Raw genomic sequence first — 24,173 nt, forward strand, 5'->3', positions numbered from 1 at the left:
CCGCTCACCCGGCGGCGGACAGTCCGTCGGGAGCAGAGGTGCCCCGGCGGTGGGAGGGCGGCGTAACTACCGGCTGACGCGGTGGTGCCGGCCGGTCAACTTCCGGTACGCGCGCGTCCCGGTGCCCGGGCGGCAGGCACTGCCGCGGCGTCGGTGTTCATCTTGCCGATCACCCGGTCTGCCGCGTGCTGGATGTGGACCTGCACAGCGGCCACCGCCGCCGCCACGTCCCCCGCCACGCACGCGTCGAGGATGGCCCGGTGCTCGCGGACCCGCTCCTCGTTCTGCCCCGTCCGGGTGACCGTTGCGAACCGGTACCGCTCGCTGTTCTCCCAGACCGGCTCCAGACCGCGCAGCAGCCAACGCGATCCGGCCGCACGGTAGATGGTGAAGTGAAACTCGGTGTGTGCCCGGCGGGCGGCCGTGGCGTCGCCGCGCGCGGACGCGGCGATGTGCTCGTCGAGTGCCGCCTCGGCACGCCGGGCGTCCTGGGCGGTGAACCGGGTCGCCGCCCGTTCGATCAGTGCCGTCTCCATGGCGATCCGGGTCTCATGGGTGTCGACGGCGTCCTCGACGGTCAGCGGCATGACCCAGGCGCCCTTGTGCTGGACCACCTCGACCAGGCCGAGCGCGGCCAACCGTCGGATCGACTCGCGGACCGGGCTCATGCTCATGCCGAGCAGGTCGGCCATCTCGTTGAGCCGTAGCGGGGTGCCGGCCGGCAGCCGGCCGGTGAGGATCGCCTCGTGCAGGACCGCGGTCGCCGAGTCGGCGAGGGTGCGGTGCTGTCCGTCGGTTCCACCGGCACCGGCCCGGCCGTCGTCGTTGGCGTCTTCCAGGACGGATCGGCGATGCGTTGTTACCACGGTTTGCCTCCGGATAGAGCCGCTGGTGGATGCCGTCCTCGTCCCGTTCTCGCGGGACATGATCCATGGTTCATGGGTGTTCGGGTGATCCCACAAACGCATCAGGGCCCTGGAAATGGTACCAATTTCGTCGCTGTGGAATGGTGCGGGCCGGCTCCGCGCCGCCCGCACCCGTCGCGGGTCAGTGCAGCTTCGTGAGTCGTACGCGGTTGCGCAGTTCACCGAGCGTTTCCACACGGGTAACGACCAGGTCTCCGTCGTTCAGGAACACCTGGGGGTCACGGGCATTCCCGATGCCGCTCGGTGTACCAGTGAGCACCACGTCGCCGGCCCGCAGGGTCATCCCCCAGCTCAGTTCCGCGATGATGCGGGCGAATGGGAAGGCCATCTGCCCGGTCGACGCGTCCTGGAGCACCACGCCGTTCACCTCACACTGGATGCGCAGGTTCGCCGGGTCCGGCACTTCGTCCAAAGTGGTCAGCCAGGGCCCGAGCGGCATGGTGGCGTCGATGCTCTTTCCCTTGAGCCACTGGCCGCCGTGTGCGCGTTGCAGGTCGCGCTGCGACACGTCGTTGGCCACGCAGAACGCCGCCACGTACGACAGTGCGTCCGCCTCGCTCACCGAACGGCAATCCGCACCGATGACCAGCGCCACCTCCGCCTCGTAGTCCCACTTGGCGGAAAGTTGCGGGTCGTAGGCGATGTCGTCGTACGGACCGACGACCGTGTCCGGGCCCTTGGTGAAGAAGGTCGGGTGCTTGGGCCGCTCCGCGGGGTCCTGCCCTTCCCGCTTGCCGCGCGACTCCTCGAAGTGGTCCCAGTAGTTCCAACCGGTGCAGAGGATGTCCCGGTTGAACCGGCGCAACGGCGCGTCGAGCCGAACCTCGGCCAACGGCACCGCCGCGACCTGCCGCGCGGCGGCGCGGACGGCCTCCAACGCGTCCGCGCCACCTCGGATCGCCTCGTCGAGCTCGCCCAGCTTCGCGGGGAGCACGGCAACGGTGTCGCCGTCCACCACCCCGATCCGCCGCCCGGTCTCGGTGAGAACGCTGGCGAGCTTCATCAGGCGTCCTGCTCGTCGTCGATCACGCCGATCGCGTTGATCTCGATCAGGTAGTCCTTGTTCACGAACTTGGAGACCTCCACCATCGTCGAGGCCGGCGGCTCACCGGTGAAGTACTGCCGGCGCACCTCGTGGATGGCGTGGAAGTCCTCCATGTTGCGGACGTAGACATCCACCCGCACGATGTCCTCCAGCGACCCGCCGGCAGCCGTCATCGCGGCGCGCAGGTTCTGGCAGACCTGGTGCGTCTGGGCGGCGATGTCGCCGACGCCGGTGACCCCGCCCTCACGGTTGCGGGCGGTCATGCCGGACACGAACACCATCCGTCCCCGCGCCCTGGTCTGGGTGGCCTGGGCGAAGTGGCCGTTCGGGGCGGCCAGCTCGGGGGAAACAATCTGCTGCTTGGGCATAGCATCTTCTCTTCTTCGAGGTGGTGGAGCTAGCGGGCGTCTGCCGGGTCGGTGTACCACTCCGGCTGGGTCGGGTAGTGCGGCCCGTCGTAGATCTCCAGCAGGACGCTCTCTTCTTCGGCGAGCGTGGGCCCGTGCAGGCTGCCCTTCGGGTTCCAGTAGAAGGAGCCCGGGGTGAGGGTGAGCCCGGTGGGCACGTAGGTGTACCGGCCGCTGAGGCAGAACATGAACTGGTTGGACGCGTGTGAGTGGCGTAGCGGGATGCCGGCGCCCTTGCGGAACCGGACCAGCGAGATGGACGCCTCGGTCTCCTCGTTGCGCCACAGCGCCTTGTGGGAGAGGCCAGCCAGCGTCTTGTCCGCCCAGTCCAGCTCGTCGGTCTGGAGCAGGATCTCGCGGAAGCGGGCCAGCACCAAGCCTTCCGGCCCGGGTACCAGTTCCTCCCGCGACCGGTCGGCAGCCTCGCCGCCGTAGTTCGACGGCTCGGAGAGGTTGTTGGCCCACTCCTGCGGATCGACGCCGGCCGGCACCGGCGGGGCCGGTACGAGCGGCAGGTCGCTCATCGCTCTCCCTGCCCGGACACGAGGTTCTCCCCCAGGCACTTCAGCTCGACGAGCCGGCTGCGGTACCGGGTCGTGCCGTTGTTGGTGAGCATGTGGATCTCCCCCGGCTCGCGGTAGACCACCCCACCGATGGCCTCGTGCACCAGGCGCGGGTCGCCACCGGCGAGCGCGTCGATCCGGTTGTCGGCGGCTTCCAGCGCGATCACCAGGTACGGGTTGAGGTGGTGATGCCAGGGCTGCCGCTCACCGGGCGCCAGGCTGATCTCCCAGACCCGCACCTGGTCGTTCTCGAAGACCACCTGCTGACCGACGGCGCCGAGCTCGACCTGGCTTCCGTCCGGGGCGATCGCGTGACCGTAGCTACTCATTGTCATCCCTTTCGCAGACGAGTGTGTTGTCGGGCCAGGTCACGGGCGGTGGGCAGCCGGTGACCCGGGCGTAAAGCTGGGCGGCCGTGTCGACGCCGGAGACGGGGTCGAACGGGACGATCGCCGCCACGTGCCCGTCCGGGCGGACCAGCACCAGAGTGTCGTTGTCGACCCCGAAGCGGCGCCGCACCCGGTCTCCCGGGTCGAACAGCGCCCGGTCCCGCAGCCCGGAGTCGTGCGGCGCGTCCCACCGGCTCACCACGAAGTGCCGCAACGCGGGCGACTCCTGTGGCGGCAGCGCAGGGACCCGGCGCGGGTCGGTGAAGTAGAGCGCCACGAAGGCGTCGGCAGCCAGGTCGTGCAGGTGCACCGTGCCGGACTGACCGAACAGCGGCAGGTCGGGGCTGCGCGCCCCGGCCAGCACCGGCAGCGGCTCGTCACCGGCGGCGACCATCGACCAGTCACCCGTGCCGCCCACGTCGAGGCGTACCCCGAGCATGGCGCGGGTGAACGCGTTGCCCCAGTTGCCGGCGGTCATCACCCCCGGGTCGTCCGAGCGCCTGGCCATGTAGGCCCGTGCCGCTGCGGCCATCGCCGCGGAGCCCTTGGTGGCGACCGGCTCCTGCTCGACCTGGTAACCGTCGAGCAGACTCGGCTCGGCCCAGCCGCGCAGCACCCAGGCCATCCGCCAGGGCAGGTTGGAGGCGTCCAGGACCCCGGTGTTCAAGCCCAGTGCCCACATCGGGGTGATCAGGTGCGCGGCGTCGCCGAGCAGGAAGACCCGCCCGTCCTGCCACCGGTCGGCCACCCGCTGGTGCACGTTGTAGATGTTGGTGCCGACAATCTCCAGGGTCTTGGTGTCCCCGATGAACCGGCGCGCCTTGTCGGCCAACTCCTCCCGGTTCGGCTCGGCCTGCCCGGCCGGCAGCGGGTAGAGGAAACGCCAGCAGTGCGGCTGGCGGACCAGGATCATCCACTCCTGGGGATCGCCGAAGTACGCCAGGTACGGGTAGTCGCGCGGGTTCTCCACGTCCAGGTCGACCTTCAGGTCGACCAGCATGTAACGCTCCTGGTACGTCTCGCCCTCGACCCGCGCGCCGATCTGGTCCCGGACGGCGGACCGACCGCCGTCGCAGCCCAGCAGGTACCGCACCGCAACCGTCCGCTCCCCCTCGGCGGTGCGCAGTCGCAGGTCCACCCGGTCCGGGTGCTGGACGAAGTCGAGCAGCCGGTGTCCCATGTGCAGCGCGCCGGGGGCGGTGGCGTCGAGCCGCTGCCGCAGGATCGGCTCCAGCTCGTGCTGCGGGATGTTGATGACGAAGGGGAAGCGGGTGTCCTCGGTCAGGTCGCCGGTCCGGACGCTGAGGGTCTGGGTGTTCGTGGCCCGGTCCAGCTCGCCGATTTCGTCGATGCGCAGCGACCCGGCCAGCACGTCGTTAAGGGCGCCGTACCGGTGCAGCACCTCCAGGGTGCGGGTGAGGACGGTGCCGGCCTTGGTGTCCAGCGACAGCCGCTCGTCCTCCTCGAAGATGACCACCGGAACGCCGTAGTGGGCCAGGCCCAGCGCGGTGACCAGGCCGACCGGCCCGGCGCCCACGATACCCACCGGCAACTGCTCGGTCGTGCTGCTCATCGCACTTCGCTCCTCGGGTACGCCCGGTCACGGGTGAGGGTGGATCCGGTCATGGTCGCGGCCGACGAGAGCAGGAACATCAGCGGACCAACCACGTCGGCCGGCATGCCGATTCCGGTGGCCCGCGCCCAGTGCTCCCGTTCGCCACCGCTCGGGTTGGCCTGCTGGAACTGCGGAGTGTCCACCACACCGGGAAAGACGGTGTTCACCCGGATCCGGTGCTCGGCGACCTCGGCGGCGAGCGACTTGGCGAACGCGATCAACGCCCCCTTGCTCGCCGCGTAGGCCGACGCCTGCGCCCGGCCGGCGGTGGCCAGGCCCGAGGCGAAGACCAGGATCGCGCCCGAGCGGCGGGCGATCATGTCCGGTAGGACCGCCTGCGCGCACCAGACCACCCCGTCGAGGTTCACCGCCAGCGTGCGGCGCCACTGCTCGGGGTCCATGTCGACCACGTTGCAGCGCGGCTGCACCGCCGCTCCGGCCACCAGGGCATCGATCCGCCCATGCTCGGCGAGCACCCGGGTGACCGCGGCGTGCACCGCGTCGCGGTCGGACACGTCCACCCGGTGCTCGTGCACCCGCCCACTGGGGTGCGGCTGACCCGATGTCACGTCGAACACCACGGCCGTACCCCCCGCGTCCGCGTACGCGTGGGCGAGGGCAGCGCCGATGCCGTTGGCGCCCCCGGTGACCACAAGCACCTCGCCGGTGGCGTCGAAACTGGCCTGCATGACGTCCTTTCCTCCTTCTTGACCGGGGTCAGCCGACGCTGGGCGGTGACGGGAGCGGCACGCCCAACCCGGCGGCGACCTTCGCCAGTCCGGCGAAGACTGACGGCTGGAGCGCGACACCGTCGCGCGCCGCCCGGTCGTACCGGCCGGCTTCGATATCGCCGGGCAGGTGAACCCGCTCCGTGCCGGGAGCCAGCGCGGAGCCGAGCACCTGGTCGGCCAAGTCGTCGACCCGGCGGGCGAGCTCCTCCGCGTCCTCGGCGAACGCCTCGGCGTCCAGGGCGAGGAAGAAATGCGCGCAGTCGTTGGCCACCGACAGGTCGGCGTAGAGGCCCTGGACTCCCCGGCCGTACGCCCCGCCGGACAGCACCCCGGTGAGTACGTCGATCATGAGCGCGAGACCGTATCCCTTGTGGGCGCCGGACGGCAGCAACAGTCCCTTGAGTGCAGCGGCCGGATCGGTGGTGGGCCGCCCCTGCGCGTCGGTCGCCCAGCTCGCCGGGATCTCGCGACCCTCATCGGCAGCCAGCCGGATCTTGCCGAGGGCGGCCTCGGAAAGCGCCACGTCGAGGATCACCGGCTTGCCGCCCGCGCGGGGTACGCCCACCGCGAGCGGATTGTTGCCGACCACCGCCGAAGCGCCACCGGGGGCGGGCATCAGCGGGCGGGTGTTGGCCGCCGCGATGCCGATGCAGCCGCTGTTCGCGGCGAGGTCCACATAGCGGAACGCCCCGCCGAAGTGGAACGCCCGGCGGACGGTGACCACACCGACGCCGTACGTCAGCGCCTTCGCCACTGCCAGCCGCATCGCCTGATCACCGGTGAGCTGTCCCAGCGCGTGGCCGGCGTCGAGTACCGCGATGGCGCCCTTGTCGCGGACCACCTCGGCCCGTTCGGCCCGGCTGACCGATCCGGCCCTGATGCGGTCGACGTACATCGGCAGCAGCATCACCCCGTGCGAGGGGATTCCCCGCATGTCGGCGTCCACCAGGGAGCCGGCGACCAGACCGGCCGCCTGCTCGGAGAAGCCCAGTGCGCCGAAGACCGAGGCGACAGCATCGGTGAGCCACCGGGCCGGGACGGTCGGCGGGAAGTCTGGCGCGGTCATGACCGATCCGCCCACGGTACGAAGAACCGCTCGACCGCGGCGAGCAGGTAGAACAGCACGACACTCATCACCCCGAGCAGGATCATCGCGGCGAAGGCCAACGCGGTGTCGGCGCTGGCGCCGGAGGCGACGATCGCATAGCCCAGTCCCTCGGTGGCCCCGACGAACTCCGCGATCACCGCGCCGATGACGGCGAGGGTGATGGCGAGCTTGAGACCGACGAAGAGCTGCGGAACGGCAGCCGGCATCCGGATCATGCGGAACGTCTGCCACCAGTTGGTCTTCAACGACCGGCCCAGCTCCACCAGGTCGGCCGGGGTGGAGCTGAGCCCGGCGGCGGTGGAGATGACGATCGGGAAGAAACAGACCAGGAAGACCAGGAAGACCTTGGGGAACTGGCCGAAGCCCATCCACACCACCAGCAGCGGCGCGACGGCCACCTTCGGTACGGCGTTGAGCATCAGCAGCAGCGGGTAGACGGTCCGCTCCAGCATCCGCGAGGCGGTGACGATCAGCGCCAGCGGCACCCCGACCGCGATGGCCAGCAGGAAGCCCAGCAGCGTCTCCCAGAGGGTGACCAGGGTGTTGTCCCACAAGTAACCGGACTGCTCGACCATGGTCTGCGCCACCTGCACCGGGGACGGCAAGATGAAGCTCTCCACGTCGAAGACGACCGTGATCGCCCACCACAAGGCGGTGGCGGCCACGACGCCGAGCACGGGCGGGAGTTGCTGGGCCCAGCGGCCCCCGGCGCGTGGCTTGTCGCGGCCGGTACGGCGGGATTCGGTGACCGTCACCGTGCCACCTCCTCGGGGGTCATGAGCAGGTCGTGCAGTTGGGCTCGCAGCACGCCGAGTTCGGCCGAGTGGCCGTCGCGTCCCAGCGAACGCGGACGAGCGATGTCGATCCCCACGATCTGCCGAAGCCGGCCCGGTCGCGGGCTGAGTACGACGACCCGGTCGGCGAGCAGCACGGCCTCGTCGACCGAGTGCGTCACGAAGAGCACCGTCGAGGCGTGCTTCATCTGGAGGCGCTGGAGTTCGACCGTGAGGTCGGCGCGGGTGAGCGCGTCGAGCGCGGAGAACGGCTCGTCCATCAGCAGCACCCGCGGCTGCTGGATGAGGGCCCGGCACAGCGAGACCCGCTGCTGCATCCCGCCGGAGAGTTCGTGCGGCAGGCGCTTCTCGAAGCCGTTCAGCCCAACCAGGTCGAGCAGTTCGTGCGCGCGTGCCCGGGCGTCCCGGCGGTCAAGCCTGAACACCTCGGTCGGCAGCAGCACGTTGTCGATGACCGACCGCCACGGCAGCAGCGCCGGGCGCTGGAACATGAAGCCGATGTCCCGCCGTGGCCCCCGGATCGGAGTGCCGGCGACGGTTATCTCGCCCGAGGTGGCCGCCTGGAGGCCCGCCACCAGCCGCAGCAGGCTGGACTTACCGCACCCGGACCGCCCGACGATCGCCACGAACTCGCCGTCGGCGACCTCCAGCGACACGTCGCGCAGGGCCTCCACATCACCGGCGCGGGTGCGGTAGATCTGCGAAACGTTACGAATTCCGATCATGGTTCGCCCCTCGCGGCGCGCGCGGCAACCGGCCACGCGCGCCGCCGTCGAAGAGGAAGTTATGGCTTTGCGATGTCGTAGACGCCGATGTCATCGGCGCTCGGCGTCGACTTGAGGGTGCCGGTGCCGGCGAGCAGCTTGGTCATCGCCTCCACCCGCTTCCGGTCCAGCTTTCCGGCCGGTCCGCCGTCGCCCAGGACGTACGGGCGCATCTCGGTGAGCTCAGCGGCGGCGACCTTCTCGTCGGCCGTCCGGTCGTGTTTCTTGAGCAGCTGGGCGGCTTCCTCGGGGTGCTCCACCGCGTAGAGCAGGCCCTTGACCAGCGCTGCCGTGAACTTCTCGACCTCTGCGCGGTTGCTTTCCAGCTTCGCGGCGGAGACCAGCAGCCCGTTGCCGTACAGGTCGGGGAGCTTGTCCGCGTACGGCAGCATGGTGACGGTCTTGCCACCGGCCGCCTTCTCCAGCAGCGGCTTGCCGGCAGCGAACTGCCCGATCGCGTCCACTGAGCCGGCGGCGAGCAGCTGCGGCAGCGACTGCGGCGAGGACGGGACGAACTTCACCGACTTCGGGTCGATGCCGGCCGCCTTGGCGTACGCCGGGAAAATGATCATGTTGGTGGAGCCGGAGCTGTCCGCGATGCTGGCGCCGGGCAGCTTCTCCGGCGAGTCGATCGCCTTGTCCAGCGAGGCAATGCCAGCCATCGACCGCTGGTGGATGGCGGCCACCACGCGCACCGGCATCTTCTCGTTGGCCAGTGTGGTGATGACCCCGGAGAGGTCGCCGGGGCCGTAGTCTGCCTGCCCCGACCCGATCAGCTTCATGACATCGACGGTGCCGGTGCCGGGCTTGATGGTGACGTTGAGCCCGGCCTCCTTGAAGTAGCCCTTCTCCAGGGCGACGTATGCGTACGCGTCCCGACCGAACGTCCCGAAGGAGGTCAGGTAGGTGACGGAGGCGGCATCGGGGGAATCGGCCTTCTCCGAACCACCGCAGCCGGCGACGGTGAGTGTAAGGGCCGCTGCGGCGACGGCCGCGACGACACGGGTGCGAGCTGACATGAGACCTCCTGCATCGGCGGGATTTATCAAATGTCAAACTTTCCGACGCGTCAAGACCTCGTTTGGGCAACACCGCCCCACCCCCGGCGGTTCCGTCCCGCCGACCTCACCCCCGCCAGGCCCATTGACCTGGCAGTACGCCCCGCCGGCCGCCCATGGCGACAACAGTCGACACCACAGGATCGCGTTGCGCGCCGACAGCCGAGCCGTCGCCGCACGGCTCGGCTGTATGGTGCCGGCGCACTCGGAGCAGGTCACGCAGCCACCTTCGCCCTGGCGCTGGCCACGTCGATCCCGCTCCGGCTGATCAAGCCGAGACGGCCTGGATGGCGCTGATCATCAGCGGGCCGGTGCTTCTTTCGCCGGTCGCACGTTTCGAGTACAAGATGTTCAGCCGAGTGTCGCCGCGCCGGTGGACCTCGCCACCGGCCTCGCGGTCGCCATCGGGGTACCGGGTCCCGTTCTTACCGGCCTGTCGAGGATGTTGGTAAAACGATGGAGGGCGTGGGAACTGCGACGATTGCTCGTCGGACGTGCAACCACCGAGAGGCCGAACGTCCGCAAGGGACAGACAGAGCAAGAGCCTGAACCGCCTTGTGCGCGGCGATGACGCTTGGCGGCAGTGAAGCCTGACGTTTGCGTGGCTTGGGCCTGGGGGTGATGACCGCGCCGCCGGTGGCGGCTACCAAGCCTGTAGCCTGCGCCGGCGAGGATCTGCACCGATGCGGCGGGGCGCACGGGGCACACACCGTCGAGGGCTACGCTGTGCCGCACCAGGACAGGGGGAGGGTGGGTGCGGCATCGGCTCCGGGGCGTCGCCATGCTGCTGCTCGGCGCGATGCTCGTCGGCACGGCCGGCCTGAGCCTCGGCTCCTGGTACGGCGGTCGCGGCACCGCACCGCTCAGCGTCGACCGGGCCCAGGACGTGGCGGCAGAGCTGCTGCCCGGGGCCGAGCCGACCGGCGGCATGTTCGTACGCGGTTTCCGGTACGGCGTCGTCCTGGCCACTGACGATTTCGGTTCCGCTCAGGCTGAGTTCCACTACGGCGTCCGCGCCGACTGCGCGCTCCCGGACCAGCTACGGCGCAACGCCGCATCGCGGGGGTGGCAGAACCTCCATCGGTTGCCGGGCGACCCGTGCGACGGCTGGCGAGTCGAGGCGGACGGGCTGGTGGCCACCCTCACCCACGGCGCGACCGGGTGGGCGCTGAACGTCACGCCGGCCGCACCGGACCGGTTCCTCGCCGCCACGCTCCTCGGCACCCTTCTCGGCGCTGCCGCTGGCGCGGCCCTGTTCTGGCTGGTGGCGCGGCGACGTCCGCCCGTACCCCGGCTGGTCCGCACGCTGGTGACGGTCGCCATGCTCCCGGGCGCCGCCCTCACCTGGGCGGACCTGCTCCCGGACGGGCTCGCCGAGCCGGTGTGGCCCATCTGGCGGGCACCCGCTCCCCTGCTGGTGCCGCTGTGGCTGGTGCTTCTGCTGGTCGGACTGGTCGTTCTCGCGAAGTGGCAGAGACCGACCGGCCCCGCCGCCGAGGCGACGACTGCGGTGCCCGAGACCAGCCCGAGTGCCGGCAGGAGCGGCTAGCCGGGCTGCGCACCGTCGACCGGTGAGCCCGGCCGACGGAGCAAGGAGCCGGGCGCGGAACGGGATCTTCATCTGTCAGCGTCGCAGCCGACGGATCGCCACGCGCCAGCCGTGCCCGCCGACCGCAGGCCGTCGGCTCGCCGGCACCCGGCCGCCGCCCTCCCTCGAGGCGTACGGCCAACCGCTCACCCGACCGCCGCCGCGACCGGTCATGGCCGGCACCGGGCTGGGGAGTGTTGTTGGCCCCTCCCAGGTGGGACGGTTCCCGGGGTTCGATGGATCGCGACGGCGCGGATGCTGTGCTGTTCGGGCGGCATCCGGTGCCGCGAAGTCGATGCACGAGCAAGGAGACACCTGATGCGTGGAGTGATCATGCACACCGCCGGTGACGTCCGGGTGGAAGAGCGTGAAGATCCGAAGATCGTCGAGCCTACGGACGCGATCGTCCGGCTGACCGCGACGTGCATCTGCGGGTCGGACCTGTGGCCCTACCGGGGCGTCGAGCCTGCCGACCACCAGGTGATGGGGCACGAGTACGTCGGCGTCATCGAGGAGATCGGCTCCGAGGTGAAGACCCTCAAGGTCGGCGACTTCGTCGTCGGATCGTTCGTGATCTCCGACAACACGTGCGAGATCTGCCGGGCCGGCTACCAGTCCAAGTGCGTACACGGCTCCTTCGTGGCGCAGACGATCGGCACTCAGGCCGAGAAGGCCCGCATCCCCCTGGCCGATGGCACCCTCGTGGCCACGCCCGGCCAGCCGGACCCGGAGCTGATCCCGTCGCTGTTGGCCGCGTCCGACGTGCTGGGCACCGGCTGGTTCGCCGCCGTGGCCGCCGGGGCCGGCCCGGGCAAGACCGTGGCGGTGGTCGGTGACGGAGCCGTCGGCCTGATGGGGGTCCTCGCCGCCAGGCAGCTCGGCGCGCAGCGGATCATCGCGATGTCGCGGCACCCCGAGCGGCAGAAGCTCGCTCGGTTCTACGGCGCGACCGACATCGTCGAGGAGCGTGGCGAGGAGGGCGTGGCGAAGATCAAGGAGCTCACGGACGGGCTCGGCGCGCACTCGGTGATCGAGGCGGTGGGCACGCAGGAGGCGACGATGCAGGCGATCAAGGCCACCCGGCCGGGTGGGCACCTGGGCTTCGTCGGCGTCAACTACGACGTGTCGATCCCCGGCATCGACCTGTTCTTCTCCGGCATCCACGTCCAGGGTGGGCCCGCCCCGGTGCGCCGGTTCCTGCCCGATCTGATCCAGCTCATCTGGGACCGCAAGATCGACCCCGGCAAGGTCTTCGACCTCACCCTTCCGCTCGACCAGGCGGCGGAGGGCTACCGGGCGATGGACGAGCGGCGCGCCACCAAGGTGCTGCTGACCCTGTGACGCGTCCCGGCCGCGCTGGCCCCGGTTCGGGAACGCCCGGGGTCGCCCGGGCGACGGATCTACGGTGGAGGACATGAGTAGGCGGAAGGACGAGGTGCGGGAGTTTCTCATCTCCCGTCGCGCGAACATCACTCCTGCCCGGGCCGGGCTGCCCGACTTCGGCGGGGAGCGCCGCGTGCCCGGTCTGCGCCGCGAGGAGGTGGCGATGCTGGCCGGGGTGAGCCTGGACTACTACACCCAGCTCGAGCGCGGCAACCTGCGCGGAGCGTCCGAGAGCGTGCTCAACGCGATCGCCCGCGCACTGCAACTCGACGACGTCGAACGCCAGCACCTGTTCGACCTCGCCCGCACCGCCTCGGTGTCACCGGCCGCGCGTGACCACAGGTCCGGGAAACCAGCCGTACGCGCCTCGGTGCAGCGGGTCCTGGACAGTCTCGCCGTCCCCGCCGTCGTGTACGACGCGCAGCAGGACCTCGTCGCCGCCAACCTCATGGGCCGTGCCCTGTTCTCGCCGCATTTCGAGGCCGAGAGGCCGAACCTGGCCCGGTTCGTCTTTCTCGACCCCCGGGCCCGGGACTACTACGCCGACTGGCCACTCGCGCGCCGCATGACCGCCGCGATGCTGCGACTGGAGGCAGGGCGCGACCCGCTCAACAGCGGCCTGACCGCCCTGATCGGCGAACTGTCGACGCTCAGCCCGCAATTCCGCCGGGACTGGGCCGCGCAGGACGTCCACGAGCACCGCACTGGTCGCAAGGTGTACCGCCACCCGCAGGTCGGCGAGATCGGCCTCACCTTCGACGTCTTCGGGCTGCCCGGCGAGCCGGGCCTCTCCATCGGCACGTACAGCGTCGAGGAAGGCACCGAATCCGCCGACAGGTTCGCCCTGCTCGCTTCCTGGGCAGCCACCCAGGAGTTCGCGAACCGGCGTCACCGGCGACCCCGCGCAACGGACCGGCTTGACCCTCACGGTGCGTGAGGCCGGAGGGTGGGGTGCATGAGCGACTACTACAACGCTTTCGAGATGAGTCCCGTGCCCGATCCCGGCCCGGATGCGGTGGCGCCGGAGCCGTTCCGGGGCATCTACGGAATGCCCGCCTTCGCGACGATCCCCACGAGCGATCTGGCGGCGTCGGTGGACTTCTGGATTCGCGGGCTCGGGTTCTTCGAGCTGTTCAGCATCCCCGGCAGCCTCGTGCACCTGCGCCGGTGGGCGTTCCAGGACGTACTCCTCGTTTCGGCGGCGGGCGTTCCGGCGCAGGCACCAGCGATGAGCTTCAGCTTCGCGTGCGTGCTCAACCAGATCGATTCCCTTGTCGAGGCCTGTCGTGCGTTGAACCCGAACTCGGTCGACGGCCCACGCGACACCCCCTGGAACAGCCGCGACGTGGAGGTGATCACCCCAGAGAACGCCCGGATCGTCCTCACTGCGGCAAAGCCCTTCGATCCGGCCAGTCAGGAGGCGCGGAACCTCGAAGCCATCGGGATCACCCCACCGGACGTCGGCCGCGGCGACAATGACGAGCATGCCTGACGCCACCGACGCCGATGGCCTGACCGTCGGTCAGGTCTCGACGCGTCTGGGCGTGACGGTCCGCGCGCTGCACCACTGGGACGACATCGGTCTGGCGCGACCGTCGCTGCGCACGACCGGCGGATACCGGCTCTACACCGCTGGCGACCTGGAACGCCTACACCGCATCGTCATCTACCGGGAGATCGGCCTCGGCCTGGACAGGATCCGGGACATCCTGGACGACTCGACCGCAGACGTGCCCGGCGCACTGCGCGCGCAGCGCACCCAGGTCGCCCAACGGATCGAGCGCCTCCAGCAGCTCAGCACCGGCCTGGATCGGATGATCGCCGCCCACGAGCGCGGCCTGCTGCTGACCGTCGAGCAGCAGGCCGCGATCTTCGGCCCCCAGTGGGACCCGGACTGGCCCGCCCAGGCCCGTCAGCGCTACGGCGACACGACGCAATGGCAGCAGTACGCCGAACGCTCAGCCTCTCGTACTCCGGAGGAATGGCAGGCCATCGCCGACGCCGTCGCCGACCTCGACCGTGCCCTCGCCGACGCGATGGACGCCGGTGTCAACCCTGGCTGACCGGAAGCCAATCGACTCGTCGAGCGGCATCGCGAAGTGTTCACGTCGTACTTTCCCCTCACCCGGCAGATGCAGGTCTGCCTCGGCCGCATGTATGAGGCCGATCCGGGATTCGCCGCCCACTACGACGGCATCCGCGCCGGCCTTGCCACGTGGTTGCGTCGAAGCATCGACGCCAGCGCACGCGCCCACGACATCGACCCCGACACCGCCACCTGGCGGTAGAGCGCGGGTCCGAAACCCGCATTCGTGGGGGCGTCCGGCGCCTTCACGAACCCGGAGGCGGCTCACCCCGGGCTGGGCGGCGACGGGCAGGTGCTCCCGGCGTAGGCGAAGAGGGAGTCGGTCGCACTCGCCCGGATCGATCTGTTCCGGGCCATCGAGTCGGCGTCGATGACCGGGGCCGAGGCCAGCGGGTCCGGGTGCACCGGGCAGGCGTCGATACGGTCGAGCAGCCACACCCGCTGCCCGCTCGGGCCGGTGCCGGTGCTGAAGGACAGGCTCAGGGCGGTGGTGCCGATGTACCGCGGCACCGGCACCTCCTCCGGTGGCCGGGTCAGACAGGACGGGGTCGTCTCGACCACCCGAACGTCGATCACCGTGACGCCGCCCGGCGCGCCGCTCACCCGCACCGTCGAGCGCTGCGGGCGCACCTCGATGCGCTGCGGGTCGTCCCAGAAGCCCGCCGGTGGCCCGGAAGCGTCCGGGGTGGGCGTGGGCGGGCCGGTCGGCAGCACCGCCCGGCACGACCGGACGGCCCGGTTCGCCGCGCGGAGGGCGGCGGCGTGGTCGTCGTCGCGGTGCAGCGCGCTGAGGTACGGCCCGACGTCGCCGCCGGGGACCTGGGCGCCGAGCAGGACGAACAGCCGGTCCAGGTAGGCGTCGACCAACGCCGGACCCGGGCGGACCTCGTCGGCCGGTATCGACAGCAGGTGCCGCAGCCCCACCGGGCAACGGCTGGCGAAGGACGGCATGTTGATCACCATGGCCGCGGCGGAGATCGGGTCGTTGCACGCCCGTTCGAACAGGGCCCGCGCCTCCTGACGCTGCTGCCGCTCCAGCGAATCGGACCGCCGCTCGATGTACCAGGTGGCCGTCGAGGCCAGGCCGAGGAGGACCGCGGTCAGCACAGCGGCGACCGGCCGGACGGGCCGGCCACCCGGGTGACCGCCGCGGGAACCGGACGGGGCGTCTCCGGCGTCGGTGGTGCGGCCTGCGTCACCCATGCCCGACCCCCCTGATCGTCGCGCCCGAAGCAGCAGGGGCCCCCGACCGGAGCCGCTGCCCAGCGAACCCCATCAGGAGTTCTTCTCGCTCTCGGCGAGGGACCGCAGCGCCGGCCGGAGCCGGATCTGCTGGACCGCCCGGTCGTACCCCGCGAGCATCAGGAACGCGTCGTCGCCGGTGCCGAGCTGGCACATCGACCGGATCCAACCCGTCGAGTCGAGCAGCATGCTGATCGGCGAGCCGGTGCCCAGCGAGCCCCGGCGCGCCATCCTCGCCGGGTCCCACAGCGTGACGCCGACGCCGTCCCCAGCGGCGGCCAGGAGCACCTCGCCGTCCATCTCCACGGCGCAGAGCGCGTACCGGGGGGCGCCGTCCTCGAAGGAGCCGAGGCCCTCACCCGTGGCCGGGTCCCACAGGACCACGGTGCCGTCGCCGGCGGCCGAGGCGAGCCGGACCGCGCCGTCGACGGTGACCGCGCAGAGGGCGTTGACGCCGCCCCGCTGGGCGCCCAGTTGACCGACGAGCCGCAGCCGCACCGGGTCCCACAGCCGGACGACGCCGTCCGCGTAACCGGCCGCGAGCAGGAGCTGACCGTCCACCGACAGGGTGCACAGCGCCCGGACGGACGGGCGCACCTCACGGCCGACGGCCCGGAGCTGACGGCCGGTCTCGGGCTCCCAGAACCGTATCCCCCGGTCGTCCCCACCGGAAGCGAGCAGGACGGTGTCGCCGGCCGGCACGGCGCACAGGGCGTTCACCGGTCCCCGGTGGCCGGCGAGGGCGTGCACCGCCGCACCGGTCGCGGGGTCCCACAGGTGCACGGCCTCGCCGTAGCCGGCGGAGGCGAGCAGCACGCGCTGCGGGGTCTCGACCGCGCAGACCGCCCGCACCAGGCCGGGCGTGAGGCGGTCGAGGTACGGCAGGATGCGGTCCGGGATCGGGGTCGGCAGCAGGCCCGCCAGCTCGATCAGCACGCCGGCGGAGCCCATCACCCGCAGCTCCCTGCCGGCACGCGGGTCGCCGACCCCGACGAGGTGGCCGATCCCGCCGTACGCGACCTGGAGGCCGCCGTCCACGGGCACCGGCGTCACGCTGGCGTGCCACGGCCTGGTCCACGCCAGAGCCGTACCCATGACCAGCGTGCCGCCCGCGACCAGACCGCCCAGCAGCGCGCCCGGCCACCGCTGCGCCGACTGCACGCCCGGCACCAGCTCGACGGCGGCGAGGTACCAGAGCAGCGGCACCGCGAACCGTGCCGCGAGCCGCGCCACGCCGAGGACGTCCGGCGGGAACGGCTCCGCCCGCAGGGCGCGTCCGCCGCCACGCAGCAGGGAGACGAGCAGCACCAGCGCCATGACGATCCCCCCGATGACCGCCGCCAGGCCGGGGCCGTCGGTGAACGACGTCAGCAGGGCGAAGGCGACGACGGTGGCGAGGAGGCCGCTGATCCACGGCGGCACGTGCGTCAGGACGAGGCGGAACAGCCGCAGGGTCGCCGCCGCTCCGACGGAGGTGACCAGCGCGACCGCCGCCAGCGGCCAGAACCCATCAACCCGCAGGGCGTCCGGATCGGCCCATCGCACCGCGGACAGCGCCAGCAGCGTCACGACGACCAGCAGTACGAGTCTCCCCATGCGATGACCTCACAGCCCAGGTGCCCGACCGAGCCGGGCATCGACGATGGTCGAGCGAAACGCGTGTCCGATTGTGACAGCGGGCCGCCACCTGCCGGCCGTGGCCCGGCCCCGGGCCCGCCAGCGACGCGGCCGGCCCGCGCCCACCGATCGTCCCGTCGGACCACCACGGCTCCGGGACGAGGCCACCCGGACGCCGGGCGACCGCGATCGTGCAGGCCGTCCTCGTCCCGCACCGGGTCGAGACCTGCCACTACGCAGGATGGACGTCATGGCGCCAGGGTAACCACGCCTTCGTCCTCGGCGGTGCCGCCGTCGCGCGTCATCAGGGGAGAATCCCTCCGCGTCCCGGTGGACGTGACGCCGCCCTCCACCATCGCGGGTGAACTCCACAGCAGAAGATGGAAGGGGTCGTCCTCGCCGCAGGTGAGCCAGGTGCCGTCGCCAAGCGCCATCGGGTCCTCGGATACGGGCATCGGGTACTCCACCTGGCCGAGCACGTCCCCGCGCGCCACGCCGATCAGCCAGTGCCGGGGACGCCCGTGTCTCTCCCTGGTGCTCGCGACCACCGTGCGCTCGTCGACGAAGCCGCACTGGTAGCCCCAGTCGGGCTCCTCCTCGGCGTCCGGCGGCGCCTGGGGATGCGGCGGAAACCGGTGGTCCGCGGCGACCTCGTGCGTCACCGCACCGTCGGGAAGGCGATGGATCGCCGGCTCCCTCCCCCAGTGGGCGATCGTGAGGAGCCGCGTGCCACACGGGCTGACGTCGACGAGGCAGCGGTCGTCATCACCGATGCGGATGACGGTGAGTCGAGTGCCGTCCCACCGACCCCACCGCAACGGCGCACCGTCCTGGCCTTCGCCGACGCTGAGGCCCATCTGGCCGGGGTCGGGGTGCGGGACGTGGTGGGAGCCGGCGGCCGCGGTGCCGGTCGAGACCCGTGCGAGAACACGGCCGTCGGCGGCGTCCAGCACGAGCCACTCCTCGTCCAGCTCCGGCTCGACGTCATCCGGCAGGGGGGTGCGTACGTGCGCCCAGACCGTCGAGCCGTCCGCGCTGATCCAGCACGAGCCGGAATCGGGATGGCGGTGCTCGCCGCTGCCCGCGTACTCCTCGTAGGAGTCGTGGAACGAGGAGCAGGACGAGCCCCAGCATGCGTGCCGCACCGTCCAGCGCAGCGCGCCGGCGGCGTCGACCGCGTGCAGGGCGTGCTGACCGCTGAAGACCGCCAGGTCGAGAGTGGGGCTCACCGCGTCGATCCCGCCCGCCCCGCGCGGCCATGGCGCCGGAAAGCGGGCGGCGGGAGCGTCGTCACCGGCGAGGAGCCGGTCGAGGTCGTACGCCAACAGCTCGTCGTCCCGGCGGATCACGACGAGCCTGCGATGCGGCCACCGCTGGACGGCCGGCGTGTCCGCAGTGCGGGCGGAACCAGGTACGCGAGGGGCGTTCGCGGGCACGCGGAAGGACGTCACGAGGCGAGGGGTGAAGAACACGTGATCATCCTGTCAGGAATCGCCACCGCCGCGGCGATGGCGGATCCCGACCTGGCGTCCCTGCTGGGGGCCCGGCGAACGTCTCAAGCCGTTGCCGCACAACCGAAAGCTCGTCGGGGGTCACGGCAACACCGAACCAGAGAAGCACCGACAACCCGGCCGCATCGCGACCGGGCCGTCGTGCTGCGCGCGTCCGCCGCTCACGCGACTGTCGGCGCGTACCTACCGCCGGCGTCATGCCGCGCGGAGCCACAGAACGTTGACGGACAGACCTCAGCGGCGCACTGCGTACAGCGGTGCACGCACCGCTCCATTGTCGACCCGCGGCGACATCGCCTGCGGCGACGTTGCGGTCGGGTCGGGCTGCGGCAGGGCGTTGCAGGTCGCGTCAGGTTGGTTGCCGGGCTTGCGCTGCGGCAGCTTGCCCGTCGCGAGGTAGTCGGCGATGGCGCTGGTGATGCACGGGTTGCCGTTGAACGAGTTGACGTGGGTGGTCTGGCCGACCTCCGCCAACAGCGAGCCGTTCGGGAAGCGGCGCCGTGCCTCGAGGCTGCCCTCGAACGGCGTGGCCGCGTCCAGCGTGCCACTGACGAACAGCACGCTCTTGACCTTCGAGCCGTCGACTTCGACCGGCTTGGAGACCTTGCCGGGCCAGAAGAGGCACGGCGCGTTGTACCAGGCGTTGTACCAGGTAGCGAACGGTGCGCTGCGGAACGTGCGCCAGTTGTCGCGCCGCCATGTGTTCCAGCTGTGCGGCCACCGGTTGTCGGTGCACTGCACCGCGTTGTAGACGGCGTAGCCGTTGTCGTTGGCAGGGCGGAAGGAGCTTTCGTACGCCGCGACCATCAGCTCGGCGTTGGGGTCGTTGACGGAGCTGGCGAACAACTCGGCCAGGGTCGGCCAGATCCACTGGAAGTAGCCGGCGTACACGAAGATGTCGGTGAACTCGGCCGGGCCGACGACGCCGCCGGCCGGCGCCGTGCGCAGGTTGTTCTGCTCCGCGTACCAGCGCTGTCTGACCTGGTCGGCGGTCTTGCCGAGGTGGTAGACGTCGTCGAACCTTGCCACCCACTCGAACCACATGCGCAGGTTGCGTTCGAAGTTCACGTCCTGATCCAGGCCGGTCAGGTACCAGACCCTGCGCGGGTCGATGTTGCTGTCGAGCACCATGCGGCGCACCGTCTTCGGGTACAGCGTGCCGTACACCTGGCCGACGTAGGTGCCGTAGGAGACGCCGTACAGGTTGACCTGGCCGACGCCGAGCGCCTTGCGGATCGACTCCACGTCCTTGACCGTGTCAAGCGTGGTCATGTGGTCCAGCAGCGCGCCGCCGGCCGCACGGCAGGCGTCGGCGTAGTTCTTCGATCGGTTGAGCCAGGTCTGCTCGATGTTCCGGCTCCACGGGATGTACTCCGGGCGCGGCCCGTTGAAGTAGTCGTTGTCGCAGGACAACGCGGGCACACTGGAGCCGACGCCACGCGGGTCGAAGCCGATCCAGTCGTATGCATCCCCGACGCTGGTGGGGATGCACTGTGCCGGCGACGTGCAGAGCCCGGAATTGCCGGGGCCACCCGGAAGGGCCAGAATGACGCCCTGGTAGTCCTTGGCGGCTGCCGTCGACTTGATCCGCGAGACGGCGATCTGGATCTTCTTGCCGTTCGGCTTGCTGTAGTCCAGCGGCACGTCGAGCAGCCCGCACTCAGCGCCGACCCCTTGCGGGTCGGGCATCCCGCAGGGCTCCCATGTGATCTTGGCAGCCTTTGCCGTGTCCGCTCCGGACGCCGCTGAGGCGCCGTTCGCCGCAGGTGCGACTGCCACCGTCGCCGCGGCGATGAGGAGGGCGAGGCCCCTCGCGATCTTTCGATCCACAATTCCCCCTCATTGCAGGAATGGGCGCGTTCAGGCATTGGCTCGAGCCGAACATCGGAACGCTGCCCCGTTTCGGGTATGCCAGACGCGCACGGATCGCGCAGGACCCATCTCTCCACCCGGGCACGACCCACTGTAGACCGCAGAACGGGTCGGCAATACTCACAGAGTGCTGCGAAAGTATCCGAAAGCAGGTCCTGTACATGACTCTGCCTGCGGCCGGGGGATCACCCGGTTAGGGCGTGTATCCGAAGTCATAGCCATTCGATGATCGCGGCGATATGCACAGTGGCTTGTTGACGCACGGCAAGTTTGCCGATCCGGGGGGGGGTAGCCCCCATCCTGCCCGAGCGGTGGCTGATCGCCCAGTGGCCCGACAACGAGGCCGACCCGGTCAGGTACTGGTTGTCCAGCCTCCCCGAGGCGACCAGCCACGCCGACCTGGTCCGCTACGGCAAGATCCGCTGGCGGATCGAACACGACTACCGCGAACTGAAGACCGGCCTCGGCCTGGACCACGTCGAAGGCCGCTGAACAAAGCACTACTAGACCGCGCGGGCCACGCAGATCCTGGCGTCGAGGCGGGGTCCGGCCTCGTAGAGCATGTACTCCACGCCGCCGTCGGTGCCGAACGTCGGTGCCGCCACCCGGCCGTTGTCCGACGCGATGGGTCGGTGGAACACGCCGAGGTGAATTTCGCGGTCGAAGTTGTTGCCGATCTCGGTCAGATACATGTTGCCGCTGTTGCCGTGGTACGCGAGATAGGCGGTGCCGTTGCGCTTCAACAGGTGCGGCGCGGAGATGTCGGTGAGCCCGTCGCCCGACGGTGACACCAGCGGGTTCGGGTCGAACTGCCAGCCGCTCCAGCCGTTCGGCGACCAGCCCCAGAAGATCTTCCGGGTGCCCGGTCCGATCGTGTGGTAGCCCATGAACACCATCACGTAGCGGTTGCCCTTGCCGGCCACGGAGTGCTCGAAGACCCGCGCGTACGAGGTCTCGGTCGTGTTGGGCACCAGTCTCGTCGACAGGATCGGCGTCTCGTCGGTGAAGTGGACGCCGTCGGTCGAGCGGGCGACCCGGGTCGTGTAGTTCTCGCCGTGGAAGTACAGGTAGAACTGCCGGGTCGGCGCGTCCCACACCACGTGCGGCGACGACACGTGGCTCACCGTCGTGCTCGGCAGCACCCGGTCGATGATCGGGTTGTCGGCGTACTCGGTGTAGGGGCCCTCGAGCCGGTCGGCGTAGGCGAGGCAGATCCCGCCGGGCGCGTCGTGCGGCGCGTAGTAGAGGTAGTAGCGACCGAGATAACCGCCGATCTTGTCGTAGACACCGCGCACGCACGGGAAGATGAACTCGCCGGTCGGGCTGTAGCGCAACGGGCTGGCGAACGCGTCGCGCACGTACCGATAGCTGGGAAAGCCGGCCGGTCCGGCGAGCGCCGGCGTGGGCGCCGCAGCGAGGCCGGCGCCGGTGGTCGCGGTCGCGAGACCGGCGGCGGCCGCACCACGCAGCAGCGTGCGTCGGGAGAAGGAGCCTTCAGGGGTACGCGTCATCGTGTTCCCTCCGAGCGTGGGGGGCGAGCCGACGGGGGCATGGGGAGCGGGCCGGCCGTGATCGAGACAGACGCCACTCGACCGCGCTGAGCGGCCGAACGGTGTGGACGCTCGTCGCGGACGGGCTCGTTGATCGATGAGTCTGCGCGCGCCCTCTCGGCGGCGTCAATACGCTAATACGAATTAGCATAGCCGGATTCGGCTGTGGCCACACGAGGAGGCGATCGTGCGGGACATCCTCGCCGACTGCGCCGGCACGTCGTGTGGGGCGCGGACCTGACCCCGGCGAAGGCCTCGCACTTCCACCTCGCCGCCCGTCCCGACGACAGGGCCCTGGCCCGCGTCGCCGCCCGGCTGGACGCCAGCAGGCAACGGCGGATCCGCTCCCAGACCGCCGGATTCGTCGCCGACCCGGCGACACCCGCCCGCCGGGCGCTGGCCCGCGACGTCGCACGCCCGCGCTGATCCGCGCACAGCCGCGAGAGCGGTCCGGGGGTCGGCGCCCGCCCGGGTTCGGGCGGGCGCCGGGGCGCAGGTGGTCGGTGTCGGCGGGTCAGCCGACGGATGGGGCGGTCCAGGAGGACCGGATCAGCTCCCGCTCGGCGGCGGCGAGGTGGGCGGTCACGGCGAGCCAGGCCCAGGCGTACCGGTCCGGGTCCGGATCGGTGAGCCGGCCGAACGCGTCCCGGCCGCGCCGGTCAGACTCGGCGGCGAGGGCTGCGGCCACGGCGGCGGCGGTGGTGAAGCCGGCGCGGCGCAGCGGGCCGGCGAGCCCGGTGCCGTCGCCGCGGGCCGCCTCGGCGACGGCGCGGCGACCACCGGATACGGCCAGCTCCACCAGCCGGCGGACCCGCCACAGCGGGGACTCCGCAATCGCGTCGGCGCCGACGGCGAGCATCGGTCCAATCGTCGGGTCCGGCTCGCGCGGCGGCAGGTGACTGCCCTGGATCTCGTCGTAGCCGAGGTCCACCCGGCCGTGCCAGTCCGCCGGCAGCCGCAGCGTCGCGGCGGCGCCGGGCACCGGCCCGACCGCGAGCGGACGCAGGGTGCTGGCCCGGTCCGGGTCCAGCCGGCCGACCACCCGGATCCGCAGGCCGGGCCGGGAGGCGAGCCGCCGCAGGTTGGCCACGTGGGCCAGCATCGGGTGGGAGTCGACCGGCACCAACCGGATCACCGGCCCGTCCGGCACCGGCGCCCGCTCCGGTCCGGCGTCGGTGGCGGGGGCCAACTCGCGGGCCAGCACCTGGTCACCGACGGCACCCACCACCATCAGGTCACCGCCGACCAGCGCGGTCCCCGCCCGCCCCGGGTCCTCCGGGTCGTCGGTGGCGAGCTGGGCGGTCACCACCTCGGCGAGCGAGCGGGCGAACAGTCCCGCCAGCGCCCCGGTGGACCAGTCGGTCCCGGCGAGCGGCGTGGCCCGGACGCCCTTGCCGGCGCCGAGCCGGCCGTCCGGGGAGACGGTGGTGCCGGTGATTCGCAGGCCGCCGCGGGCCAGCACCGCGTGGTTGACCGCGACCGCACCCATCTCGGTGACCGCCCGGGCGCAGTCCCGTGCCCGGTCCGGGCCGCCCGGTTTCACGTCGCCGAAGGAGAGCTGGCGCCCGTCGGCGGCGACCAGGTGGGTGACCACCCCGGCGTACCCGGTCGCGCTGATCACCGGTTCCCGACAGACGCCGTACACCTCCAGCGTGCCGTCCGGCTGGTAGGCCCGCCGGAGGACGCCGACCAGCGCCGGGTCGGGATCGCCGGCGGCCAGCCGGCCGGCGACGTACAGCAGGTCGTGCAGCACCTCGACCAGCTCGGCCAGCCGGTGGCCGTTCTGCCGTCCCCGGTGTGCGCGCAGGCCACGCACCGTGCGCAGCGCGGCGCTCTCGGCCCGCGGCAGGCCCGCCAGCCGGGCGCTGTGCGCGGCCCGCAGCAGTTCGGCCTGGGGCACCGCGCCGGCGGCCGGCGCGCCGGC

At 71.2% G+C, this 24,173-nt stretch carries 22 protein-coding genes and 2 pseudogenes; 7 read left to right on the forward strand and 17 right to left on the reverse strand.

Features of this window, described 5'->3' with window-relative positions; translation table 11 throughout:
- Positions 1 to 95: 95 nt before the first annotated feature.
- From AB0G13_RS01230 to AB0G13_RS01280, 11 genes are all read right to left on the reverse strand, one after another.
- Complete coding sequence (locus AB0G13_RS01230; RefSeq protein WP_357867096.1) at positions 96 to 866, reverse strand: GntR family transcriptional regulator; 771 nt, start codon at positions 864 to 866, stop codon at positions 96 to 98.
- Between the two features lie 181 nt (positions 867 to 1,047).
- Positions 1,048 to 1,929, reverse strand: a complete 882-nt coding sequence (locus AB0G13_RS01235; protein WP_357867099.1) for a fumarylacetoacetate hydrolase family protein — start codon at positions 1,927 to 1,929, stop codon at positions 1,048 to 1,050.
- Entirely contained in the window at positions 1,929 to 2,339 is a 411-nt protein-coding gene (locus tag AB0G13_RS01240) for a RidA family protein (RefSeq protein WP_357867102.1), read from the reverse strand. Before AB0G13_RS01240 ends, AB0G13_RS01235 begins: the two co-directional genes overlap by 1 nt.
- A 29-nt stretch (positions 2,340 to 2,368) precedes the next feature.
- Positions 2,369 to 2,902 carry a hypothetical protein gene (locus tag AB0G13_RS01245; protein ID WP_357867105.1) on the reverse strand — a complete coding sequence of 178 codons (534 nt, stop codon included), beginning with the start codon at positions 2,900 to 2,902 and terminating at the stop codon, positions 2,369 to 2,371.
- Positions 2,899 to 3,270 carry a cupin gene (locus tag AB0G13_RS01250; protein WP_357867108.1) on the reverse strand — a complete coding sequence of 124 codons (372 nt, stop codon included), beginning with the start codon at positions 3,268 to 3,270 and terminating at the stop codon, positions 2,899 to 2,901. Before AB0G13_RS01250 ends, AB0G13_RS01245 begins: the two co-directional genes overlap by 4 nt.
- Positions 3,263 to 4,903: an FAD-dependent monooxygenase gene (locus AB0G13_RS01255; RefSeq protein ID WP_357867110.1), complete on the reverse strand. Its 1,641-nt coding sequence runs from the start codon at positions 4,901 to 4,903 to the stop codon at positions 3,263 to 3,265. Before AB0G13_RS01255 ends, AB0G13_RS01250 begins: the two co-directional genes overlap by 8 nt.
- A complete protein-coding gene (locus AB0G13_RS01260) occupies positions 4,900 to 5,634 on the reverse strand; it encodes an SDR family oxidoreductase (protein ID WP_357867113.1) in 735 nt (244 codons plus the stop codon). The genes AB0G13_RS01255 and AB0G13_RS01260 overlap by 4 nt, the downstream gene beginning before the upstream one ends.
- Positions 5,635 to 5,662: 28 nt before the next feature.
- Positions 5,663 to 6,742: an Ldh family oxidoreductase gene (locus AB0G13_RS01265; protein WP_357867115.1), complete on the reverse strand. Its 1,080-nt coding sequence runs from the start codon at positions 6,740 to 6,742 to the stop codon at positions 5,663 to 5,665.
- Positions 6,739 to 7,539, reverse strand: a complete 801-nt coding sequence (locus AB0G13_RS01270; RefSeq protein WP_357867118.1) for an ABC transporter permease — start codon at positions 7,537 to 7,539, stop codon at positions 6,739 to 6,741. The genes AB0G13_RS01265 and AB0G13_RS01270 overlap by 4 nt, the downstream gene beginning before the upstream one ends.
- Complete coding sequence (locus tag AB0G13_RS01275) at positions 7,536 to 8,303, reverse strand: ABC transporter ATP-binding protein (RefSeq protein WP_357867121.1); 768 nt, start codon at positions 8,301 to 8,303, stop codon at positions 7,536 to 7,538. The genes AB0G13_RS01270 and AB0G13_RS01275 overlap by 4 nt, the downstream gene beginning before the upstream one ends.
- Before the next feature lie 59 nt (positions 8,304 to 8,362).
- Positions 8,363 to 9,361, reverse strand: a complete 999-nt coding sequence (locus AB0G13_RS01280) for an ABC transporter substrate-binding protein (protein ID WP_357867124.1) — start codon at positions 9,359 to 9,361, stop codon at positions 8,363 to 8,365.
- Between the two features lie 793 nt (positions 9,362 to 10,154).
- Between AB0G13_RS01280 and AB0G13_RS01285 the strand changes: the two genes are divergently transcribed.
- From AB0G13_RS01285 to AB0G13_RS01305, 5 genes and pseudogenes are all read left to right on the forward strand, one after another.
- A complete protein-coding gene (locus tag AB0G13_RS01285; RefSeq protein WP_357867126.1) occupies positions 10,155 to 10,949 on the forward strand; it encodes a hypothetical protein in 795 nt (264 codons plus the stop codon).
- A 357-nt stretch (positions 10,950 to 11,306) separates the two neighbouring features.
- A complete protein-coding gene (locus AB0G13_RS01290; RefSeq protein WP_357867129.1) occupies positions 11,307 to 12,329 on the forward strand; it encodes a zinc-dependent alcohol dehydrogenase family protein in 1,023 nt (340 codons plus the stop codon).
- 73 nt (positions 12,330 to 12,402) lie between these two features.
- The gene (locus tag AB0G13_RS01295; RefSeq protein ID WP_357867132.1) at positions 12,403 to 13,308 is read left to right on the forward strand and encodes a helix-turn-helix transcriptional regulator; all 906 of its coding nucleotides are present in this window, start codon (positions 12,403 to 12,405) and stop codon (positions 13,306 to 13,308) included.
- 18 nt (positions 13,309 to 13,326) lie between these two features.
- Positions 13,327 to 13,863, forward strand: coding sequence for a VOC family protein (locus AB0G13_RS01300; RefSeq protein WP_357867135.1), 537 nt, complete (start codon positions 13,327 to 13,329; stop codon positions 13,861 to 13,863).
- A pseudogene (locus AB0G13_RS01305) lies at positions 13,856 to 14,659 on the forward strand (MerR family transcriptional regulator). The gene AB0G13_RS01300 and the pseudogene AB0G13_RS01305 overlap by 8 nt, the downstream one beginning before the upstream one ends.
- A 62-nt stretch (positions 14,660 to 14,721) precedes the next feature.
- Here the strand turns inward: AB0G13_RS01305 and AB0G13_RS01310 are convergent.
- From AB0G13_RS01310 to AB0G13_RS01325, 4 genes are all read right to left on the reverse strand, one after another.
- Complete coding sequence (locus AB0G13_RS01310) at positions 14,722 to 15,660, reverse strand: hypothetical protein (protein ID WP_357867139.1); 939 nt, start codon at positions 15,658 to 15,660, stop codon at positions 14,722 to 14,724.
- 72 nt (positions 15,661 to 15,732) lie between these two features.
- Complete coding sequence (locus AB0G13_RS01315) at positions 15,733 to 17,295, reverse strand: hypothetical protein (RefSeq protein ID WP_357867141.1); 1,563 nt, start codon at positions 17,293 to 17,295, stop codon at positions 15,733 to 15,735.
- 269 nt (positions 17,296 to 17,564) lie between these two features.
- The gene (locus tag AB0G13_RS01320) at positions 17,565 to 18,665 is read right to left on the reverse strand and encodes a hypothetical protein (RefSeq protein ID WP_357867144.1); all 1,101 of its coding nucleotides are present in this window, start codon (positions 18,663 to 18,665) and stop codon (positions 17,565 to 17,567) included.
- A 396-nt stretch (positions 18,666 to 19,061) separates the two neighbouring features.
- Positions 19,062 to 20,516: an alpha/beta hydrolase gene (locus AB0G13_RS01325; protein ID WP_357867147.1), complete on the reverse strand. Its 1,455-nt coding sequence runs from the start codon at positions 20,514 to 20,516 to the stop codon at positions 19,062 to 19,064.
- A 480-nt stretch (positions 20,517 to 20,996) separates the two neighbouring features.
- Between AB0G13_RS01325 and AB0G13_RS01330 the strand changes: the two are divergent.
- Positions 20,997 to 21,188, forward strand: a pseudogene (locus tag AB0G13_RS01330) (transposase); the annotation flags it as partial.
- A 14-nt stretch (positions 21,189 to 21,202) separates the two neighbouring features.
- On the opposite strand, the gene AB0G13_RS01335 reads toward AB0G13_RS01330, so the two are convergent.
- Positions 21,203 to 22,210 (reverse strand): hypothetical protein, encoded by a 1,008-nt coding sequence (locus AB0G13_RS01335; RefSeq protein ID WP_357867150.1) that lies wholly within the window; start codon positions 22,208 to 22,210, stop codon positions 21,203 to 21,205.
- Between the two features lie 204 nt (positions 22,211 to 22,414).
- On the opposite strand from AB0G13_RS01335, the gene AB0G13_RS01340 reads away from it, so the two are divergent.
- Positions 22,415 to 22,675, forward strand: a complete 261-nt coding sequence (locus AB0G13_RS01340; protein ID WP_357867154.1) for a hypothetical protein — start codon at positions 22,415 to 22,417, stop codon at positions 22,673 to 22,675.
- An 88-nt stretch (positions 22,676 to 22,763) separates the two neighbouring features.
- Here AB0G13_RS01340 and AB0G13_RS01345 read toward each other — a convergent pair.
- On the reverse strand, positions 22,764 to 24,173 hold a 1,410-nt coding region (locus AB0G13_RS01345; RefSeq protein ID WP_357867157.1), incomplete at its 5' end, for a hypothetical protein.

The sequence above is a fragment of the Micromonospora sp. NPDC023633 genome (assembly GCF_040640035.1).
Taxonomy (GTDB): domain Bacteria; phylum Actinomycetota; class Actinomycetes; order Mycobacteriales; family Micromonosporaceae; genus Micromonospora.

Excerpts from the sequence above, each read along its gene's own strand:
- AB0G13_RS01260 (WP_357867113.1), bottom strand. The coding sequence starts at position 5,634 with ATGCAGGCCAGTTTCGACGCCACCGGCGAGGTGCTTGTGGTCACCGGG.
- AB0G13_RS01250 (WP_357867108.1), bottom strand. The coding sequence starts at position 3,270 with ATGAGTAGCTACGGTCACGCGATCGCCCCGGACGGAAGCCAGGTCGAG.
- AB0G13_RS01240 (WP_357867102.1), bottom strand. The coding sequence starts at position 2,339 with ATGCCCAAGCAGCAGATTGTTTCCCCCGAGCTGGCCGCCCCGAACGGC.
- AB0G13_RS01255 (WP_357867110.1), bottom strand. The coding sequence starts at position 4,903 with ATGAGCAGCACGACCGAGCAGTTGCCGGTGGGTATCGTGGGCGCCGGG.
- AB0G13_RS01235 (WP_357867099.1), bottom strand. The coding sequence starts at position 1,929 with ATGAAGCTCGCCAGCGTTCTCACCGAGACCGGGCGGCGGATCGGGGTG.
- AB0G13_RS01280 (WP_357867124.1), bottom strand. The coding sequence starts at position 9,361 with ATGTCAGCTCGCACCCGTGTCGTCGCGGCCGTCGCCGCAGCGGCCCTT.
- AB0G13_RS01265 (WP_357867115.1), bottom strand. The coding sequence starts at position 6,742 with ATGACCGCGCCAGACTTCCCGCCGACCGTCCCGGCCCGGTGGCTCACC.
- AB0G13_RS01245 (WP_357867105.1), bottom strand. The coding sequence starts at position 2,902 with ATGAGCGACCTGCCGCTCGTACCGGCCCCGCCGGTGCCGGCCGGCGTC.
- AB0G13_RS01325 (WP_357867147.1), bottom strand. The coding sequence starts at position 20,516 with ATGCCCGACCCGCAAGGGGTCGGCGCTGAGTGCGGGCTGCTCGACGTG.
- AB0G13_RS01300 (WP_357867135.1), top strand. The coding sequence starts at position 13,327 with ATGAGCGACTACTACAACGCTTTCGAGATGAGTCCCGTGCCCGATCCC.
- AB0G13_RS01275 (WP_357867121.1), bottom strand. The coding sequence starts at position 8,303 with ATGATCGGAATTCGTAACGTTTCGCAGATCTACCGCACCCGCGCCGGT.
- AB0G13_RS01290 (WP_357867129.1), top strand. The coding sequence starts at position 11,307 with ATGCGTGGAGTGATCATGCACACCGCCGGTGACGTCCGGGTGGAAGAG.
- AB0G13_RS01335 (WP_357867150.1), bottom strand. The coding sequence starts at position 22,210 with ATGACGCGTACCCCTGAAGGCTCCTTCTCCCGACGCACGCTGCTGCGT.
- AB0G13_RS01310 (WP_357867139.1), bottom strand. The coding sequence starts at position 15,660 with ATGGGTGACGCAGGCCGCACCACCGACGCCGGAGACGCCCCGTCCGGT.
- AB0G13_RS01295 (WP_357867132.1), top strand. The coding sequence starts at position 12,403 with ATGAGTAGGCGGAAGGACGAGGTGCGGGAGTTTCTCATCTCCCGTCGC.
- AB0G13_RS01315 (WP_357867141.1), bottom strand. The coding sequence starts at position 17,295 with ATGGGGAGACTCGTACTGCTGGTCGTCGTGACGCTGCTGGCGCTGTCC.